Source organism: Companilactobacillus halodurans (genome assembly GCF_009600985.1).
GTDB classification, from domain to species: domain Bacteria; phylum Bacillota; class Bacilli; order Lactobacillales; family Lactobacillaceae; genus Companilactobacillus; species Companilactobacillus halodurans.
This window is the reverse complement of sequence record NZ_VDFP01000012.1, coordinates 1-19,896: the sequence shown is the minus strand read 5'-3', so window position 1 is coordinate 19,896 and position 19,896 is coordinate 1. Positions and strand designations below refer to the sequence as shown.

At 37.0% G+C, this 19,896-nt stretch carries 15 protein-coding genes; 12 read left to right on the top strand and 3 right to left on the bottom strand.

The genetic code is table 11. The features are described 5' to 3' along the window. Positions 1–4: 4 nt before the first annotated feature. The 3 genes from FHL06_RS07065 to FHL06_RS07055 all read right to left on the bottom strand — a co-directional run bounded on the left by FHL06_RS07065 (position 5) and on the right by FHL06_RS07055 (position 4,848). Positions 5–2,755: a cation-translocating P-type ATPase gene (locus tag FHL06_RS07065; RefSeq protein WP_153385584.1), complete on the bottom strand. Its 2,751-nt coding sequence runs from the start codon at positions 2,753–2,755 to the stop codon at positions 5–7. A gap of 327 nt (positions 2,756–3,082) precedes the next feature. After that, complete coding sequence (gene cbpA, locus FHL06_RS07060) at positions 3,083–3,745, bottom strand: cyclic di-AMP binding protein CbpA (protein ID WP_153385526.1); 663 nt, start codon at positions 3,743–3,745, stop codon at positions 3,083–3,085. A gap of 119 nt (positions 3,746–3,864) precedes the next feature. Further along, positions 3,865–4,848, bottom strand: a complete 984-nt coding sequence (locus tag FHL06_RS07055) for an L-lactate dehydrogenase (RefSeq protein WP_153385525.1) — start codon at positions 4,846–4,848, stop codon at positions 3,865–3,867. A 145-nt stretch (positions 4,849–4,993) separates the two neighbouring features. Between FHL06_RS07055 and pth the strand changes: the two genes are divergently transcribed. The 12 genes from pth (at position 4,994) to lysS (ending at position 19,713) form a co-directional block, all read left to right on the top strand. Further along, the gene (gene pth, locus FHL06_RS07050) at positions 4,994–5,551 is read left to right on the top strand and encodes an aminoacyl-tRNA hydrolase (RefSeq protein ID WP_153385524.1); all 558 of its coding nucleotides are present in this window, start codon (positions 4,994–4,996) and stop codon (positions 5,549–5,551) included. Positions 5,552–5,575: 24 nt separating this feature from the next. Next, entirely contained in the window at positions 5,576–9,097 is a 3,522-nt protein-coding gene (gene mfd, locus FHL06_RS07045; RefSeq protein WP_153385523.1) for a transcription-repair coupling factor, read from the top strand. Position 9,098: 1 nt separating this feature from the next. Beyond that, on the top strand, positions 9,099–10,679 hold the full coding sequence (locus FHL06_RS07040; RefSeq protein WP_153385522.1) for a putative polysaccharide biosynthesis protein: 1,581 nt from the start codon (positions 9,099–9,101) through the stop codon (positions 10,677–10,679). 2 nt (positions 10,680–10,681) lie between these two features. After that, on the top strand, positions 10,682–10,921 hold the full coding sequence (locus FHL06_RS07035; protein WP_153385521.1) for an RNA-binding S4 domain-containing protein: 240 nt from the start codon (positions 10,682–10,684) through the stop codon (positions 10,919–10,921). Positions 10,922–11,018: 97 nt separating this feature from the next. Continuing rightward, complete coding sequence (locus FHL06_RS07030) at positions 11,019–11,411, top strand: FtsB family cell division protein (RefSeq protein ID WP_153385520.1); 393 nt, start codon at positions 11,019–11,021, stop codon at positions 11,409–11,411. 23 nt (positions 11,412–11,434) lie between these two features. Further along, positions 11,435–11,851, top strand: coding sequence for a S1 domain-containing RNA-binding protein (locus FHL06_RS07025; RefSeq protein WP_153385519.1), 417 nt, complete (start codon positions 11,435–11,437; stop codon positions 11,849–11,851). Positions 11,852–11,910: 59 nt separating this feature from the next. Then, the gene (gene tilS, locus FHL06_RS07020; RefSeq protein ID WP_153385518.1) at positions 11,911–13,239 is read left to right on the top strand and encodes a tRNA lysidine(34) synthetase TilS; all 1,329 of its coding nucleotides are present in this window, start codon (positions 11,911–11,913) and stop codon (positions 13,237–13,239) included. Beyond that, positions 13,236–13,781, top strand: coding sequence for a hypoxanthine phosphoribosyltransferase (gene hpt, locus FHL06_RS07015; RefSeq protein ID WP_153385517.1), 546 nt, complete (start codon positions 13,236–13,238; stop codon positions 13,779–13,781). Before tilS ends, hpt begins: the two co-directional genes overlap by 4 nt. An 83-nt stretch (positions 13,782–13,864) precedes the next feature. After that, positions 13,865–16,132: an ATP-dependent zinc metalloprotease FtsH gene (gene ftsH, locus FHL06_RS07010; RefSeq protein ID WP_153385516.1), complete on the top strand. Its 2,268-nt coding sequence runs from the start codon at positions 13,865–13,867 to the stop codon at positions 16,130–16,132. A 53-nt stretch (positions 16,133–16,185) separates the two neighbouring features. Beyond that, the gene (gene hslO / locus FHL06_RS07005; RefSeq protein WP_153385515.1) at positions 16,186–17,067 is read left to right on the top strand and encodes an Hsp33 family molecular chaperone HslO; all 882 of its coding nucleotides are present in this window, start codon (positions 16,186–16,188) and stop codon (positions 17,065–17,067) included. Between the two features lie 72 nt (positions 17,068–17,139). Beyond that, positions 17,140–18,144: a tRNA dihydrouridine synthase DusB gene (gene dusB / locus FHL06_RS07000; protein WP_153385514.1), complete on the top strand. Its 1,005-nt coding sequence runs from the start codon at positions 17,140–17,142 to the stop codon at positions 18,142–18,144. Positions 18,145–18,219: 75 nt separating this feature from the next. Beyond that, positions 18,220–19,713: a lysine--tRNA ligase gene (lysS, locus tag FHL06_RS06995; protein ID WP_153385583.1), complete on the top strand. Its 1,494-nt coding sequence runs from the start codon at positions 18,220–18,222 to the stop codon at positions 19,711–19,713. The last annotated feature ends 183 nt before the right edge of the window (positions 19,714–19,896 follow it).

Below are 19,896 nucleotides of genomic sequence, written 5' to 3'. Positions count from 1 at the left end.
TTAGTTACCAAATTTTAATTTTGAAAATTTCCTTAAGTCCTGAAAGGACAAAAGTAGGAATAGCAGGGATAAAGATGACCCATAAATAAACGATTCGAGGTAATTGCGCTGTTCCCATCACAAGATTGAAGAATGGGATGGCAGTGACTAGAATTGATGAAATACCAGCAAATAAAACTGCTACTAATAGATGTTTATTTTCAAATGGATTTCTTCTAAAAATCGATTTGGAGCTTCTAGCATCAAAAACATGCCATAATTGTCCGAAAACTAGGGTCAAAAAAGCGGCTGTTTGAGCTTGATTAGGGGTGAAATTATTTCGTGCAGCCCAGTAAAAGGCTAAGTAAACCATCGCTCCCATAATAGTTCCTCGAATCAAGACTCTTGACCAGGTGTGGTTAGCGAGAATCGATTCGTTTACATCACGAGGTTTTTCTTTCATAATGTCAGATTCAGCAACATCATATCCTAAAGCAAATGATGGCAAAGAATCGCTGATCATATTGACCCATAAGACCATCAAAGCAGTCAACGTTGCTGTACCAGCGGTTACTTGACCAATCGATTGAGTAAAGAATAATCCAAATAGTAAAGACATTACTTCGGCAACGTTAGTTGTTAGTTCATGACGCATGAAATTTTTGATATTAGCGTAAATCATCCGACCACTACGAACTGATTTTTCAATGGTCGTAAATTTGTCATCTAGTAAAATCAAATCGGCTGAATCTTTGGTTACTTCCGTACCGGTTATACCCATGGCAATTCCAATGTCGGCTGCTTTTAAAGCTGGAGCATCATTGACACCATCGCCAGTCATAGCAACTATTTGTCTTTGACGTTGCAGCTGCTTGATAATTCTTTGTTTATGTTCTGGGGTTACTCGTGCATAGATATTCGTTTTTAAAACTGAATTGAAGAGTTCATCATCAGACATCTTCTCGATTTCAGAACCTGAAATTACAACTGCGTTTTTAGATTTGACGATTCCCAAATCATAAGCAATAGCTCGGGCTGTTTTGGCATGGTCGCCGGTAATCATCACTACTTCAATTTTGGCATCGTTTAAAGTTTTAACTGATTTTTTAACTTCTGGCCTTGGTGGATCAATAATGCCAGCTACGCCAACAATCGTCAGTTGCTGTTCTAATTCCTCAATAGTACTTGTCTGTGCTTCTTTTTGAGTTAAGTCACGATAGGCAACTGCTAAAGTCCGCAGAGCTTTAGTAGCGTATTCGTCGACTATATTTGAGAATTGTTGATGATTGGAACTGGAAACAATTTTATTATTAAGCAAAATGTTTTGACTATTTTTTAAAAGAACATCAGGAGCTCCTTTGGTATAAAGCCGATAGGCAGTTGGCGTCTCAACAACAACGCTCATCATTTTACGGTCACTGGTAAAAGGCAATGTTCTCATAATTTTATTGGAACTTTTTAGTGATTCTTTAGTTACGCCAGCTTTTTGGCCTAAAACATTTAAGGCAATTTCTGTTGGATTTCCAAACGGTTTGAATTTCCCATTGACCTCTTTGACAGAAGCCTCGTTACATAAGACGCTACCTTTGATAAATAAGGAATCATCAGCTTGAAAATTAATTTCACCGGCTTTGATTTCTCCCACTGGTTCATAACCAAGTCCACTTACTTTGTAGGAATGTTGACCGTCATAAAAATTAGTTACGGTCATTTGATTTTGCGTTAAAGTACCAGTTTTATCGGAACAAATATAAGAGGTACTGCCTAAAGTTTCAACGCTATTGAGGGACTTGATCAATCCATTATTAGCAGCTGTCTTAGTAGCACCGATCGTCAGAACAATCGATAAAACAATTGGCATTGCATCAGGGATTGATGCTACAGCTAAGGAAATCGAGGTTGATAAAACAGATGTGATTGAAGCAATACTTAATTCACCAGCCTTGATGATTCCAATGATAAAAGTCAAAATAACGACAGCTAAAGAGATTTTCATCAAACTGCTAGTTAATTTTTTAATGGTGACTTGAAGTGGGGAAGTCTTTGTATCTGAATTTTGAATCAACGTCGCAATGTTACCCATTTCGGTGTTATCACCGATACCAACAACGACACCAATACCTTGGCCGTTAGAGACAGTTGAACCTGAATAACCCATGTTATTACGGTCAGCCAATTGAGTATCTTCAGAAATAACTGAAGTATCTTTTGAAATTGCATCAGCTTCACCAGTTAAGTGAGACTCGATAACTTGTAATTCTGAACTCTTGATCCAGCGTACATCGGCTTCAACAAAGTCTCCCATTTTAACTTTGATAATATCGCCGACGACAATTTGGGAAGTGGGGATGGTTTGCCATTCATGGTCTCGCAAGACAACGCTAGTCCGGTTATCCATTTCTTTCAGGGCATCTAGACTCTTTTTGGTGCTCATTTCTTGGAAAAAGACGATTGAAGCATTTATAATGACTAAGATAAAAATGGCAATAGCTTCATAAAGAGCTTCTTTTCCATGTTGTGGTTCATTTTGAACATTGAAGGCGTAAAAAGAACTTAGCAGAGATAAAAAAATTGCACCGATAAGTACAATCACGATAGGTTCTTTAAAGCCCTTGAGAAAAATTTTCCACGCGGGATCTTCTTTTTTCTCAGATAGTTTATTTGTACCATATAAATTTCGATTTTCGAGGACTTGTTGATTACTTAGGCCACGGTTTGAATCGACTAATAGCTTATCTAAAACGTCAGTAGTTGTTAGTTGATAGAATTTGGTCAGAAAATCAGTCCTTTCACTAATTTCGCAATAATTTTCATACAAAATGGGATTGATAAAATTTATAAATTATTTTGCCCTTGTAAAAATATTATCATATTTTATATATGTCATGCCATAAATTAAGACTAATAAAAAATCCCTACTAGCCGACGTAGCTCAGCTGATAAGGATTTTTTGGTTTTGTTTTAAAAACGGTTTTGTTTTAGAAACTTATGGTACGGGTGTATCTTAAAACAGATTGAAAATATTTACTTTCTAAATGATTAAAGTTTGAAATTACCTGCTGCGTAGATAATTTTACAACCTTGATCAATAGAAAAAATTATCTTACAAAGTGTTCTTATCTAGTATTTTACCAGACTTTAAGTCATCAATTTCAGAAACTATGAAATTCTTTTTCTCAAGACGCTTGATAATTTCTTTTAAAGTGTCGACGTCGGTTCCAGAAGGTAATGTGAATAAAGTTCTGCGGACCACTTCGTTTGACTTGGCATCTAAAGTCATACAAGCCGCAACCGAAACGTATTTGGCAAAGATTTTGGACATTTTTTCCAAATCGCCTCTGTCGCCTGAAGAACTGACAGTTAGTACATAACTACTAATATCCAAGTTCCAGGCATCTGATAGCATACTCAAAAGTCGCGAGTGTGTCAAAATTCCATAGAAAAGATTATTCTCATCTAAGACTGCGATGTAAGGCAAATCTTTGATATTAAAGAATACTTTGAAGAATGGTGAATCAACGCTGATAGTTTTAGTGGCGTTTTTCATTAAAGTAGTTACAGGAAGACTCATATCGCCACCACGTGACTTGTGACGGTAGATATGCATCTTATAAATGTTTCCCCTAAATATTTGTCCACTTTCATCTAAAATTGGCACACAACGGAAACCTGAGTCTTCTAGAATCTTTAAAGCTTGTTCGAGTGTAACAGTTTCTTTAACAGTTGTAAGCTTGTCCTTTTTGAGTACAAGTGATTTAACTAACATATATATTCACATCCAATCAAATTATAATTGAATTAATAATACAGTAAATCCAAGGAAAAAAAAAGCTGAAACAAATTTTTCATTTGTTTCAGACTTTTTTTCAAGCGAGATATTAAAGATTATTGACGACCTTCGATACCTGTTGCTTCGAAACCATCTTTAAGAATTTTTTCAAGTTCTGCAGCTGATTTCTTCATTTGTGCTGATTCTTCATCATTCAATGGAACTTCGATGATTTGTTTTAGACCTTTACGGTTAACGATTGCAGGTGAACCGATGTAAATGTCTGAAACGCCATATTGACCAGTCATCATATTTGATAATGGAAGAACAGTGTTTTCATCGTTTAACAATGCCTTAGAAATTCTTGCAAGTGCAGTACCGATACCGTAGAATGTAGCACCCTTAGTATTGATAATGTCATAAGCTGCGTTAACAACTTTCTTGTAAATCTTGTCAAGAGTATCTTTAGTAATTTCTGGATGTGATTCCATCCATTCGGCCATTGTAACGCCACCGATTGTTAGATGTGACCATGCAGCGAATTCTGAATCACCGTGTTCACCCATGATGTAACCATGAACTGAACGAGGGTCAAGATCTAATTCTTCACCAACGAATTTTTGTAATCTAGCAGTATCAAGTGAAGTACCTGAACCAATAACACGTTCCTTAGGGAAGCCTGAAAGTTTCCAAGTAGCGTATGTAAGGATATCAACAGGGTTAGCAGCAACTAAGAAGATACCATTGAATCCTGATTCAACGATAGGGTCAACGATTGTCTTCAAGATGTTCAAGTTCTTGTTAACAAGGTCAAGTCTTGTTTCACCTGGTTTTTGTGGAGCACCAGCAGTGATAACAACAAGATCTGCATCCTTAGCATCTGAATATTCACCAGCGTGAATGTTCTTTGGGTATGAGAATGGAATTGCATCTGCAAGGTCCATTGCGTCACCCTTAATCTTGTCTTTAGCGATATCACAGATAACTAGTTCTTGAGCAATACCTTGAAGTGTCATAGCATAAGCAAAAGTTGAACCTACGGCACCGTCACCAACTAGAAGTACTTTTTGGTGATTCTTTTCGTTTGTTGGAGTTGTCATTATAAAATATCATCCCTTCGAAAATAATATGTTCCGTGGTTCATTATACAAATAATTGAGGTAAATAAACAAGCTGATTGTGAAAAAAGTGAAAATTTAGTATTTTTAACATGATATAATGTAAGTTCGAAATGAGGTATTAAATATGAAACTAATCGTTGGCTTAGGAAATCCTGGAAAGAAATACGATCGCACCAAGCATAATATGGGCTTTATGACGATTGATAAATTAATGGACGAGTATGGCCAGACACAAATGAAAAAAGACTTTGAAGCACAATATTGCAAATTCAAAGTCGCTGGGGAAACAGTTTTTCTAGTTAAACCTTTGACATTTATGAATGAATCAGGTCGAGCAGTTAACTTTTTGATGGGTTACTACCAAATAAAACCTAGCGAGTTGATGGTTATCCAAGATGATCTCGACATGCAAATTGGTAAAGTTCGACTAAGAACCAAGGGTTCTGCTGGTGGACATAATGGGATTAAGAGTATAATTTCTTCTATAGGAACAAAAGACTTTAATCGTATTAAAATTGGTATCCAACATCCTGATAGACAATCAGTCGTTAATTGGGTTCTAACGCCGTTTTCAAAAGACCAAGCACCAGTGGCATTATCCGGCATCGATCAAGCAGTTGATATGGTCAAGGACTGGGTCGACGGTACCGATATTAATCAATTGATGAATAAATATAATTAAATTAACGATAAAGGGGGGCAAAAATTGAATTTAATAAATTTCATTTTTAATAAGCTAAACCTTGGGGAATTTATTAATCAAGTCAAGCCCAAAACGAAGAACTTGTTGACTGGTTTGACGGGATCGACGATTTCCCTTTTTGCATTGGAAACTTTAAAACAAACCGATAAAAAGGTTTTAATGGTGGAAAACACAAATTTTCATGCAAACAAGCTCTATGATGATTTGAACTATTTGGATAGCGAGCTAGTTCATATTTTTCCAGTTGAAGAATCGATTTCAACTGAATTAGCTACTAGTTCACCAGATGAATTGAGCCAACGACTAGATTCATTGAGCTTTTTAGCAAGTGATAAACCGGGGATTATCGTCACTTCAGTCGCTGGTTTGGAATATGAATTATCGGCTAAAGCGTTATTTCAAAATGCACAATTAGACATCAAAAAAGATGCTGAATATGATTTAGAAAATTTGAATCAACAATTTGTACAAATGGGTTACGTCAAGGATAAATTGGTTGCTAAACCTGGCGATTTTGCTATCCGTGGCGATATTGTCGATATTTATCCTTTAGATGTCGATAATCCAGTTAGAATTGATTTCTTTGGCGATCAAGTGGAAGAAATCAAGTTCTTTGATACAGAGACGCAACGCAGCATGGATTCAGTTGACCAAATTACAATTTTGCCAGCTCAAGATCGAATCATCACTGACGAACAAGTGGAATCTGGATTGCAAAAACTGCAAAAGAGCTACCAACGTCAACTAGAAGCAGCTGATAAAGATACTAAAAATAATTTGGAAGTTTCTTTTGGTCAAACGATTGAAGAATTATCAGAAGGGATACGTCCAGAAAATGTTGGTCGAATCGCTGACTATATTTTTGAACGTCCTAGCAGTTTATTAGATTATTTAACGGATGATGACCTGATTATCTTTAATGAATTCAATCGTTTGGTCGAGCAATCAAATGATAGTAAAGCCGAAAATCAATCTTGGCTAGCTAGTCAATTAGAGTTCGGTAAAGCTTTGCCAGAACAAAAGATTCGTCAAGATTTCAATGAATTGATCAAAAAAGACGTTCATGGACAAATTTATCTATCTGCATTCCAGCAAGGTATGGGGCATATCCGCTTGAATCAATTGGAAAATGTTTCCGTGCGTTCAATGCAGCAATTTTTCAGTCAGATGCCTCTATTAAAATCAGAAGTGGAACGTTGGCAAAAGCAAGCGTATACCGTAATTTTAATGATCAGCAATGATAAACGAATCAATGCAATCAACGATACCTTGGTTGATTTCGGTATTAAGGCGACTTTAACGACTGAAGATAAAGTGTTAGCACAAACGACTCAACTGATGAATGCAGGGCTTTCTTCTGGTTTTGAAATGCCTGAAGAAAAATTGGCAATCATTACCGAAAAAGAATTATTCAATCGTCAACCAAAGAAACGTCGTCATCAAACTTTGGCTAACGCTGAACGATTAAAGAGTTATAACGAATTGAAACCAGGCGACTACGTTGTCCACGTCAATCATGGTATCGGTAAATTTATCGGTATGCAGACAATGGAAGTCGATGGCAAGCATCAAGATTACATCACGATTGAATACCGTGACGATGGTCGTTTGTTTATTCCAGTCTCACAATTGGACATGGTTCAAAAATATGTTTCAGCTGAAGGAAAGTCTCCTCGAGTTAATAAGCTTGGTGGCAATGAATGGCAAAAAACTAAGCGGAAGGTTCAATCTAATATTGAAGATATTGCAGATGATTTGATTGATCTTTATGCAAAACGTGAAGCTGAAAAAGGTTTTGCTTTTCCTAAAGACGACCAGATGCAACATGATTTTGACAACGCCTTTCCATATCCAGAAACGCCGGATCAATTAAGGTCAGTCGATGAAATCAAGCGTGATATGGAAAAGCCTCATCCAATGGATCGACTTTTAGTTGGGGATGTTGGCTTTGGTAAAACAGAAGTTGCTTTAAGAGCAGCTTTTAAGGCGGTTGAAGCAGGTAAGCAAGTTGTCTTCTTAGCACCAACGACGCTTTTAGTTCAACAGCATTATGAGACAATGAAAGACCGTTTTGCTGGCTTTCCAGTTAATATCGGAATTCTTTCGAGATTTCAAACTCGTAAGCAAAGTAAGGAAACTATTGAAGCCTTGGAAGATGGTTCTTTAGATATTATTGTGGGAACGCATCGTTTGCTTTCAAAAGATGTTAAATTCAGCGATATCGGCTTGTTGATTATTGATGAGGAACAACGTTTTGGTGTTAAACATAAGGAAAAGATCAAGCAATTAAAGGCAAATGTCGATGTTTTGACTTTGACGGCAACGCCAATTCCACGGACTTTAAATATGTCGATGTTAGGCGTTCGTGATTTGTCTTTGATTGAAACGGCACCAAGCAATCGTTATCCAGTTCAAACTTATGTTATGGAACAAAATTATCAAGTGATTGCTGGAGCTATCAAACGTGAAATGGCTCGTGGCGGTCAAGTCTTTTACTTGCACAATCGAGTTGAAGATATGGAACAAGTGGCCGATCAATTGCAAGCTTTAGTTCCAGATGCAAGGATTGCCACAGCGCATGGTCGAATGAACGAGACCCAAATGGAAGGCGTGATTTCTGACTATTTGGAAGGCGACTATGATGTCTTAGTAACCACGACCATTATTGAAACTGGTGTCGATATGCCTAATACCAATACTTTGATTGTTGAGAATGCTGACCGTTATGGTCTATCTCAGCTTTATCAAATCAGAGGACGTGTCGGTCGGTCGAATCGAGTGGCTTATGCTTACTTGATGTATCGTCCTAATAAAGTTCTAACGGAAGTCGGCGAACAAAGACTTGAAGCCATCAAGAACTTCACTGAATTAGGTTCTGGTTTCAAGATTGCTATGCGAGATTTGTCGATTCGTGGTGCTGGTAATTTGTTAGGTAAACAACAGCACGGTTTCATCGATTCAGTCGGTTTTGATTTGTATTCACAAATGTTAAACGATGCTGTGGCTAAAAAACGTGGCCACACGAAAGCTGAAAAGACGAATGCTGAAGTTAATCTCGCTTTGGAAGCTTATCTTCCCGAGACTTATATCACTGATCAAAGACAAAAAGTTGAACTTTATAAACGAATCAGACAGATTGATTCACTTGAAAATTATCAAGAAGTTAAATCAGAGTTGTTAGACCGTTTCGGCGATTATCCACAAGAAGTTGCTAATTTATTGGACATTAGTTTATTGAAGAATTCCTTTGATGAATCCTTAGTAAAGAGCGTCATCATGCGTAATGGGATGATCAATTTTAAGTTCTCTCAAAAAGCTAACGATTACTTAACAGGTGATTTAGTTTTCAAATTCTTAAGCAATACAACGATGAAAGCTAAAGTCAGCGATAAGAACGGTGGCTTCACAATCACGCTGGATTCAGGAAGCGTTGATAAGGATAAGTGGTTTGACCAGCTGAAAAACTTTGCTCAAAAAATGGCCGAGGATTTTGATAAATTAAAGAAAGAAAAAATTAAAAAATAATATGCAAAAAGAAGTGTCTAGGGCGATAAAGGGGACCTGGATTTTGACGATAGCATCGCTGTTTTCAGAACTGCTGAGTGCTATTTATCGGATTCCATTACAAAATATCGTTGGGGATCGGGGCTATTTCATCTATCAACAGGTTTATCCTCTCTATGGGATTTTTTCTGTCTTGGCGCTTTCGGGATTGCCAGTCGTTATTTCAAAGACTTTTGCACAGCAGGATACAATAATTGCGAAACATAACCTATTGAAAAAGACATTTAACCTATTATTAGTAAGCTGCGTCGTCATTACAGGGTTATTGTGGTTTTATGCGAAGTATCTCGCTTTTTTAATGGGAGATCCTAATTTATATCCTGAAGTGCGAGCAGTCTCATTAGCATTTTTACTAGTTCCATTTGAAGCTAGTTTGCGTGGATATTTTCAAAGCAATTTGATTATGGAACCAAGTGCCATTTCGCAAGTTTCTGAACAATTGGTGCGAATCGTAATCATAATTGGCAGTGCTTTACTGTTTGGACGCGGAGTTTTTGATGTCTACAAAATGGGGACCTGGGCTAACTCAGGAGCCTTTATTGGTGGGATTTTTGCAGTCTTCATTTTAGTTATCTGGTTTTTAAAAGATAAGTCTAAATTGGATAAAGCAAAATTGCATCAGGATAAAAAGTCCCATCACCCAATCAAATTGGAACATGGACTAGTCTTAGAAGTGGTTTTAATCGTTGTTTTTACTGGAATAACGATTTTTTACCAGTTCATTGATTTATTTTCAATGTTGCGGCTATTAATGCACGCCGGAATTAATTTAAATCAAGCAGAGATTCAAAAAGGTATCTTTGATCGTGGACAGCCGTTGTTGCAATTGGGCATTGTTTTGTCATTGTCATTTGTTTCGACTATCATGCCGCAATTAAAAGAAACCAATCGTCTCAAACAAAATAAGAGTACGATTCAAAAGATGGTTCGAGTGTGCTTATGGCTATCAGTCGCAGAAACTGCTGGCTTAATTGCCTTAATGCCTCAAATCAATACAATGCTTTTTACAGATGCTAGTGGTTCAAAATCATTAGCCATTTACATGTTGTCGATAATGATTGTGTCATTTATCAACTTATTGATTGCTGTGACTAGTGGGGATGACGAAAAGAATGTTCATAAACTAATTCTTTTTGGAATGTCTTTGTTAGCCAAGATAGCTTTGAATATTATTTTGATTCCAAAGTTTGGGATAGCTGGAGGAGCAATGGCCACTGTCCTAAGCGAATGCGTAATTTTGTTTGGTATCTTAATAATTTATAATTTCAATCGTGAATTTTTATCGTTGGATAAAAAATTTATCCTTTCACTGATAAAAGTTGGTTTAATCATGGCAATAGTTGTTAAAATAATCGTTAAGCTTTTATCAATGGCCGTAATTGTCAATCGCCCAAGCAGCGTGTTGATAAACATTATTGCCATACCGATTGGAGCCTTGATTTATTTGAGTTTGACGAAGCATTGGCAAATGTTAACTAAAGAAGAATGGGAAATTTTACCCATGGGAAAATATATTACAAAATTTATGAAGATTAGGGAGTAAATATGAGGTTAGATAAATTTTTAAAAGTAAGTCGAATTATCAAGCGTAGAACCGTTGCTAAAGAATTCACCGACAATGGTCGAGCTTTAATCAATGATCGAGTTGCCAAATCGTCTACTGACGTTTCTGTTGGTGACGTTATTGAATTGCATTTTGGTGAAAGAACTATGAAAATCAAGGTTCTTAACATCAAAGAAACAACTAAGAAAACTGAATCTGAAGATATGTACGAAGAAATATAATTAATGTTTGAAATAGATTAAAATTAACAATTTTATTATTCAAATAAGCGCATAAACTTGTTATACTCAAGGTAATCAATTCTAGGGGAGTAGTGGTATGGAAGTACGTAAACTAAATTCCAATGTTTCGGTTTTACAACCGAAGAAATCAAAATCTCCAAATCCTAATCGGAACAATTATGTCAAAAAAGTACATCGCAGAAGAATTGCGATGATTGGGATTATTTTTGCGATTATTTTAATAGTATTTGGCGTGCAAATTTTTAATGCCCACAGGACGTACGCTAATACGATGGATCAGATTGAAGTTAGCAAGCAAAAGCTTAGCAAACAGAAATCGACTCAGAGTGATTTAAAATTGGAAGTTAGTCAACTTCATGATACGAATTATTTGGAAAAATATATTCGCCAGAAGTATATGTATAGTAAATCAGGCGAACAAATTTACAATTTACCTGACGACGTTAAGACCACTACGATTCAAAAATAGGGAAAGGAATTATTTTTAATTAGATGACAGTTGAAGTAGGAGCTAAAACAGAAGGTAAAGTAACTGGAATTACAAATTTTGGGGCATTCGTAGACCTCGGAGAAGGACAAAGCGGAATGGTGCACATCAGTGAGATTGCTGATGGATACGTCAAAGATATTCACGATGTGCTAAGCGTTGGCGATACTGTTAAAGTTTTAGTTCTTAATGAAAAGGATCATAAAATCGCATTATCGATTAAGCAAGCAACCGATAGACCTAAGCCAAAGTATCATTCACATCGTTCACATGATCGAAATGATAGAAAACCACAGCAACATAAACCTGAAAGTTTTGATGATATGATGTCGGGCTTCATGAAAGAAAGTGAAGAACGTTTGAGTATCCTTAAAAAGAATACCGAAGGAAAACGTGGTGGCCGTGGAGGTCGTCGTAGTTAATATTTCATCGGAGGGGTTGAGACATTGTCTCAGCCTTTTTAATTTTAGGAGAATTTGAAATGCTAATTGATAAAAGAATTGTAGGTACTGTCAAAAGAAATTTAGAACGTTTCCAAGCTAAGAAAATCTTAGTAGCTGTTTCTGGCGGCGTGGATTCAATGGTTTTATTGAATGTCATTGCCCAAATTTTACCGACTGATAAATTTGGCGTCGTTAATGTTGATCATGATCTTCGACCAGAGAGCAAATCCGAAGTACAATTCGTCAAGGATAATTGCCAAAAAAATGGTTACCAATTTTTCACGAAAAAGTGGGATAAAAAGCCTCGTGATGTTGGGATGGAAGCTGCTGCTCGAGAATTTCGTTATGGATTTTTTAAAGAAGTTATGAAACAAGAACATTTTGATACCTTGGTGACGGCTCATCATGGCAATGACTTGGCAGAAAATATCTTGATGAAGATGATTCGGTCCGGCAATGCTTATGAAATCATCAGCTTAAAAGAACAGAGAAATTTTGGCAATGGCCAGATAATTAGACCGCTTTTAGACTTTTCTAAAAAAGAATTAGCAGAGTATGGCGATATTCACGATATCAAACATGTGCAAGATGAAACTAATTTTAGTAATATTACTTTACGTAATCGTCTGAGAAATAATATTTTCCCTGAATTGCAAAAGGAAAATGGGCAACTCTTAGCTCATTTTCGTTTCTTTGATCAACAATTGATGGCTTTGATCGATTTAGCTCAAAAGCAATTTAGTCAAATCGAACAAGCCATGATATTAGTTGATGATGCACGAATAATTAAAGGAAAAATCAAGCCGGTTTTAAAATTGGACCATTTTCAACAAACTTTATTTTGGGGTAATTTTTTTGCTAAACGGCAATTGGATATTTCCATCAGCAATAAACAAATCAATCAAATTATCGGTATTTTAACCAATGATTCTGCCAATGCTTCGATTGATTTAGAGGATTCATGGCGCTTTATTCGTAGTTACGATCAATTCGTCGTTGAAAAGATTTCGACAAAAAATCTTACAGAGGTCGAGCTTCACTTGAATCGAGTGGCTACTTTAAATCACAGGAAAGTAACTGTGACGGAAGATGAAACTGATTTCTCAATAACGGTTGATAAAAAACCAGAAAAAATCACCTTAAGGACCAGAAGGAATGGTGATAAATTGCTCCTATCCAATGGTCAACATCAAAAATTAAGTAAAAGATTTATAAATGAGAAAATACCTGAATATAAACGTAATGATTATTTAGTTTTATTATTTGATAATCAGATTGTTTGGGTTGAAAAAATCTATAATATGAGTGATTATTTAAAAAAAGGTAATAAACATTACCAAATTAACTTGGATGGAGTAAAAGAATGAACTCAGATATAAAAAATGTTTTGGTTTCAAAAGAACAAATAGAAGAAGCCAATAAACGTCTTGGAAAAGAGCTTGCGGAAGAATATCGTGGAAAGAATCCTCTTTTTGTTTGTATCCTGCGTGGTGCAGCGATGTTTATGATGGATTTAGTTAAAGAGCTTGATATTCAAATGGAATACGACTTTATGGATGTTTCAAGTTATGGCGGCGAAAATACAGTTACTACTGGCGATGTGAGAATCATCAAGGATTTGGATACTTCGATTCGTGATCGAGATGTCGTTATAGTGGAAGATATTATTGATACCGGTTATACTTTGGACCGTTTGACCGAGCTATTTAATGCGCGACATGCTAAATCAATTAAAATCGTATCCTTTTTAGATAAGCCAGCTCGAAGAATCAAGCACGTCAAGGTCGATTATGTCGGAGTTCAAATTCCAGATGAGTTCGTTGTAGGCTATGGAATGGATTACAATGAACATTATCGTAATTTACCTTATGTGGGCGTTTTAAAACCAGAGGTCTATAGCACAAAATAATTAAGATAGAGTTACAATTATTATTGTGTTACTGTTCACCAATGTTACAATATGTATCGTCTAAGTAATTTAGGAGGAAATGTATGAAAAATAATCGAAATAGGTTAATTAATAATAGCCTGTTTTACATCTTGCTCTTTGTTGTTTTGGTTCTTGCAGCAAGTTGGTTTGCTGGTGGTCAATCCTCAGACCAATCTAAAACGTTAAGCCAAGACCAATTCATTACACAATTGAAGCAAGGCAAAGTGAAGAGTTTCAAGCTAGAACCCATTGGGGGAGCTTATCAAGTAACTGGTCAGTACAAGAAAGCTCAAAAAGCTGAAACGACACGCTCCGTGTCACTATTCAGCCGTTCTCAATCCACAACTACTAGTGAAGTAACTTCATTTAGTTCAACTGTTCTGCCCAACAATGATACGTTAAAGAGAATCAATAACGCTGCCTCAGCTCAGGATGTTAAGACAACAGCAGCTCCTAAGTCGCAATCAGGTCAGTGGATTTCGTTGATTCTGACGGTGGTTGTTCCGTTTGCATTATTCTTCTTTATAATCTTTGCAATGATGGGCCGTGGAGGCCAAGGTGGTGGCGCAAACCGTGTCATGAACTTTGGTAAATCTAAGGTCAAACCTGAAGATCCAAAGAAAAATAAAGTTAGATTTTCCGATGTTGCCGGTGCTGAAGAGGAAAAACAAGAACTTGTTGAAGTTGTTGAATTCCTAAAAGATCCTAGGAAGTACGTTTCTCTGGGAGCAAGAATTCCAGCTGGTGTTCTACTTGAGGGTCCTCCCGGGACAGGTAAAACTTTACTAGCTAAGGCTGTTGCTGGTGAAGCTAAAGTTCCATTTTATTCTATCTCTGGTTCAGATTTCGTTGAAATGTTCGTTGGTGTTGGTGCATCACGTGTACGTGATCTGTTCGAAAACGCCAAAAAAGATGCTCCATCAATCATCTTTATTGATGAAATTGATGCCGTCGGTCGTCAACGTGGTTCTGGTACCGGTGGTGGTAATGATGAACGTGAGCAAACCCTTAACCAATTATTAATCGAATTGGATGGATTTACAGGTAACGAAGGGGTCATCGTTATGGCCGCTACTAACCGTTCTGATGTTCTTGATCCAGCTCTATTGCGTCCAGGCCGTTTTGACCGTAAGATTCTTATTGGTCGTCCTGACGTTAAGGGCCGTGAAGCTATTCTTAAGGTTCACGCCAAGAACAAGCCACTTGCTGATGATGTTGATTTAAAGGCTATTGCTCAACAAACTCCAGGTTTTGCTGGTGCTGATCTAGAAAACTTACTAAACGAAGCTGCTTTAGTTGCTGCAAGACGTGGTAAGCATAAGATTGATGCTACTGACTTGGATGAAGCTGAAGACCGTGTTATTGCCGGTCCAGCTAAAAAGAATCGTGTTATTCCTCAAGAGGAACGTCATACTGTTGCTTATCACGAAGCAGGACATGCTTTGATTGGTTTAGTATTGAACGATTCTCGAGTTGTTAGAAAGGTTACAATCGTACCTCGTGGACGTGCTGGTGGTTATGCCATCATGCTTCCTAAGGATGATCAAAACCTTGCAAGTAAAAAGGATTTGAATGAACAAATCACTGGATTATTAGGTGGTCGTACAGCTGAAGAAATTATTGTTGGCCAACCTTCATCTGGTGCTTCAAATGACTTTGAACAGGCAACACAAATTGCCCGGACAATGGTTACTGAATATGGTATGACAGACCGCTTAGGTACTGTTCAACTTGAAAAGAATGGTCAACCATTCAGTGGTGGTAACTATCGTCAATTACCTTCATATTCTGAAGATACTGCTAAGGCAATTGATCAAGAAGTTAAACGCATTATTGATGAAGATCACGAACGTGCTAGAGAAATCATCGAAACACACCGTGAACAACACAAGATTATTGCTGAAGCTCTTTTGAAGTATGAAACACTTGACGAAAAGGAAATCTTAAGTTTGTATAATACTGGTAAGATGCCAGATAATGATCCAAACCAAGAATTCCCAAGTGAAAGTGCTGCAACCTTTGAAGAAGCTAAGAAGGCTGCTGAAGCTAAAGATGTTGCTAAGCAAAAGAATGAAGAAACTGGTAAGAAAGATTCTGAAAAGCTTGAAGACATGGACCTTGACAAGGATGTTTATCCTTCTGAACATAAGGATAACGAATCAACTTCTGAAACTAATTCAGATGCTGACAATTCAAGTCAAACTAAGTCTGATTCTAATCAAACGGATTCTAGTCAATCTGATACGAACCAAACTAATTCAGATCAATCTAATTCAGATGATTCAAACAAAAATGCTGACAACAGCGATAATAATAAAGATAATCAATAACAATAAGAAAAAGCGACTCGCGAGAGTCGCTTTTTTGAACGGAGGAACTATATATGACAGACACATTAACGAAAGCAGTGTCTACTAACGGTAAATTTAGAGCTTACGTTGTTAATGCAACAGAAACTGTTCAAGAAGCTCAAAAAAGACATGATACTTGGAGAAACTCTAGTGCTGCCTTAGGTAGAACGATGATTGGCTCGGTTTTAATTGCTACTTCAACTTTAAAGGAAGATGAAGTTTTAACGACTCGAGTTCAAGGCGATGGACCAGTTGGTAGTATTGTTGTTGATGCTACTGCTCAAGGAAACGTTAAAGGATACATTTCTAATCCTCATGTCAGTTTAAAGGCAAAAGAAGATGGACATATTGATGTTGCATCTGCTGTTGGTACTAATGGTACTTTAAGCATCACCAAGGATTTACACCTGAAAGAACCATTTACAGGGCAAGTTCCGTTAGTTTCGGGTGAAATTGGAATGGATTTTGCCTACTATATGGCTAAGTCAGAACAAATTCCATCTGCTATTGGAGTATCTGTTTTCGTAAATCCCAACGAGACAGTTGGAGCTGCTGGAGGTTTCCTAGTTCAAACTTTACCAGGAGCAACGGATAAAGATATTACACAAATTGAAGATAATTTAAAAACTATTCCTAATCTTTCAACATTGTTAAATGAAGGCTTAAGTAATAAAGATGTTATGGAAAAAGTGATGCATGGCGTCGATATGAAATATCTCCAAGATATGCCAATTCAATTCAAATGTGATTGTTCAAAGGAAAGATTTTCTAAATCATTAGCTACTTTAAATACAAAAGAATTACAATCAATGATTGATGAAAATCATGGTGCAGAGGCTGTTTGCAAGTTCTGTGGCAATAAATATGAGTTTAGCGAAAATGATTTGAAAGAAATTATTGATACAAAAGACTAATCATATTTGCCATGCTGATAGATAGTTTGTTATTATTGCAAGTTGTAATTGAAAAAATCAGAGGTAAACACTATGGAATGGAAAATAGGCAATGTAACGATTAAAAATCAATTAGTCGTTGCACCTATGGCCGGCATAACTAATTCCGCCTTTCGAGTTACAGCAAAGGAGTTTGGAGCAGGTTTGGTCGTCTGTGAGATGATTAGTGGACAAGGAATCAAATACCGAAATGATAAGACTTTAGGAATGTTGTTCGTCGATCCTAAAGAGCATCCGGTTAGTATTCAGATTTTTGGTGGCACTAAAGAATCATTAGTTCAAGCGGCTCAATACGTAGATCAAAATACTGGTGCTGATATTATCGACATCAATATGGGCTGTCCTGTCAAAAAGGTCACAAAGACTGGAGCTGGTTCCAGCTGGTTAAGAGATCCAGACAAACTGTACGATGCAGTTAAGGCTGTCAGTTCAGCAATTGAGAAACCTTTAACGGTTAAAATGCGAACCGGTTGGGATGATGACCATATTTTGGCAACTGAAAATGCTTTGGCAGCTCAAGAGGGTGGTGCAAGTGCGATTGCAATGCATGGCCGTACTAAAGCTGCAATGTATACTGGTCACGCTGACTGGGATATTTTACATACAGTTGCACAACGACTAGACGTTCCTTTTATAGGTAATGGTGATGTTAAAACGCCTCAAGATGCTAAAACTATGCTGACTGACGTTGGTACAGATGCTGTTATGGTAGGAAGAGCTGTCTTAGGCAATGTTTGGAAACTCAAGCAAATGAACCATTATCTAGAGACAGGAGAAATTCTACCTGAATTAAGTGTGGCAGAAAAAATTAATATTGCTAAACTTCAACTCCAACGTCTGGTAGACTTAAAAGGTGAGCATGTTGGTGTTCCAGAATTTCGTCAACAAGCAGCATATTATCTAAAGGGAATTCCCCATGCAGTTAGAACACGTGCAAAAGTGATGGATGAAAATTCTATGGCTGAAGTGTTTGAAACGTTAGATCAATTTGTTGAAAGTTACGAAAAACGAGAAGCGAGATCCTCAAAAATTTCGTAGACAGGGGGAAAAATTTTGAGTAACGAAAATAAGAAAAAGCAACCAACAAAAGAAGATATAAAGAAGAAGAGAGTCATGAATGACCAATTACGGGTCAGACGCGATAAACTTCAAGAACTCTATGACGAAGGTGTCGATCCATTCGGTTCACGATTTGAACGTACAGCCTTGGCTCAAGAGATTCATGATAAATATGGCGATGAAGATAAGGAAGTTCTTGAAGAACAAGACTTGCCTTGCGTTATCGCAGGTCGTATGATGTCCAAACGTGGTAAGGGTAAAGTTGGTTTTGCTGACTTGCGCGATAGAAGCGGCAAGATTCAAATTTATGTCCGTAAAGATGTCGTTGGCGAAGAAAATTACCATATCTTCAAACGTGCCGACATTGGCGATCACCTAGGTATCCATGGTGAAATCATGAAAACTGATATGGGTGAACTAACTGTTAAGGCTACTCATGTAACAATGTTAGCTAAGGCATTGCGTCCATTGCCTGATAAGTTCCATGGTTTAACAAATGTTGAACAAATTTATCGTCAAAGATATTTGGACTTAATTGCTAACCAAGACAGTTTTGACCGTTTCAAGAAACGTACTAAGATTATTTCAGCTGTTCGTGAATATTTGGATGGTGAAGGTTTCATGTCAGTTGAGACCCCTGTTTTGAATACTCAAGCCGGTGGTGCTAGTGCCCGTCCATTTATCACTCATCACAATGCTTTGGATATGCAAATGTATCTTCGTATCGCTTTGGAATTGCCATTAAAGAGATTGATCGTTGGTGGTTTTGAACGTGTTTATGAAATCGGAAGAGCTTTTCGTAATGAAGGTTTGGATACACAACACAACCCTGAATATACATCACTTGAAACATATGCTGCTTACTGGGATATGACAGATGTTATGAAGGAAGTTGAAGGACTTTTCAGACACGCTGCTGATAAAGCTTTAGGAACAGAGCAATTCACTTATCAAGGTGAAGATATTGACTTAAGCAAGCCTTTCAAGCGTATCAAGATGGTTGATGCTATTAAAGAACAAACTGGCATCGATTTCAGCCAAGATATGGACTTAGAACAAGCTCGCAAATTAGCTGATGACAAAGGTGTTCACTATGAAGAATTCTGGGGCGTTGGTCACATTATCGCTGAATTCTTTGAAGAGTTCGTTGAAGATACTCTTAAGGAACCAACTTTTGTTTATGAATATCCATTGGAAGTTTCACCATTGGCTAAGAAGAGTAAAGACAATCCTAATTTCACTGACCGTTTTGAAGTTTATATTCTTGGTCATGAATATGGAAATGCCTTCACTGAATTAAATGATCCAATCGATCAAAAACAACGTTTTGAAGCCCAAGCTAAGGAACGTGAAGAGGGTAATGATGAAGCTGAACATATCGATGACGACTTTGTTGAAGCTCTTGAATACGGTATGCCACCAACAGGTGGACTCGGTATTGGAATTGATCGTTTGGTAATGTTGTTGACAGATGCACCATCAATTCGTGATGTCATCTTGTTCCCAACGATGAGACCAGAAGATAATACAAATAATGATGAAGAATAATAGTAAATAAATAATAGGACTAGCAATCGTTAAAGTGGTTGCTGGTCCTATTTTTCTTGGCTGTACGATAAATAAAGTTGATAGGTATTTTGCCATCAACTTTATTTTTGTATACCATTTATTAGTAATAACCATTTAAGAACACCAAAAAAGGACACCATTCATGCCCTTTAGATGTTCGAC

Coding starts and splice junctions, on each gene's coding strand:
- cbpA (WP_153385526.1), bottom strand. CDS start 3,745: ATGTTAGTTAAATCACTTGTACTCAAAAAGGACAAGCTTACAACTGTT.
- FHL06_RS07055 (WP_153385525.1), bottom strand. CDS start 4,848: ATGACAACTCCAACAAACGAAAAGAATCACCAAAAAGTACTTCTAGTT.
- pth (WP_153385524.1), top strand. CDS start 4,994: ATGAAACTAATCGTTGGCTTAGGAAATCCTGGAAAGAAATACGATCGC.
- FHL06_RS07040 (WP_153385522.1), top strand. CDS start 9,099: ATGCAAAAAGAAGTGTCTAGGGCGATAAAGGGGACCTGGATTTTGACG.
- FHL06_RS07035 (WP_153385521.1), top strand. CDS start 10,682: ATGAGGTTAGATAAATTTTTAAAAGTAAGTCGAATTATCAAGCGTAGA.
- FHL06_RS07030 (WP_153385520.1), top strand. CDS start 11,019: ATGGAAGTACGTAAACTAAATTCCAATGTTTCGGTTTTACAACCGAAG.
- FHL06_RS07025 (WP_153385519.1), top strand. CDS start 11,435: ATGACAGTTGAAGTAGGAGCTAAAACAGAAGGTAAAGTAACTGGAATT.
- tilS (WP_153385518.1), top strand. CDS start 11,911: ATGCTAATTGATAAAAGAATTGTAGGTACTGTCAAAAGAAATTTAGAA.
- hpt (WP_153385517.1), top strand. CDS start 13,236: ATGAACTCAGATATAAAAAATGTTTTGGTTTCAAAAGAACAAATAGAA.
- ftsH (WP_153385516.1), top strand. CDS start 13,865: ATGAAAAATAATCGAAATAGGTTAATTAATAATAGCCTGTTTTACATC.
- hslO (WP_153385515.1), top strand. CDS start 16,186: ATGACAGACACATTAACGAAAGCAGTGTCTACTAACGGTAAATTTAGA.
- dusB (WP_153385514.1), top strand. CDS start 17,140: ATGGAATGGAAAATAGGCAATGTAACGATTAAAAATCAATTAGTCGTT.
- lysS (WP_153385583.1), top strand. CDS start 18,220: ATGAATGACCAATTACGGGTCAGACGCGATAAACTTCAAGAACTCTAT.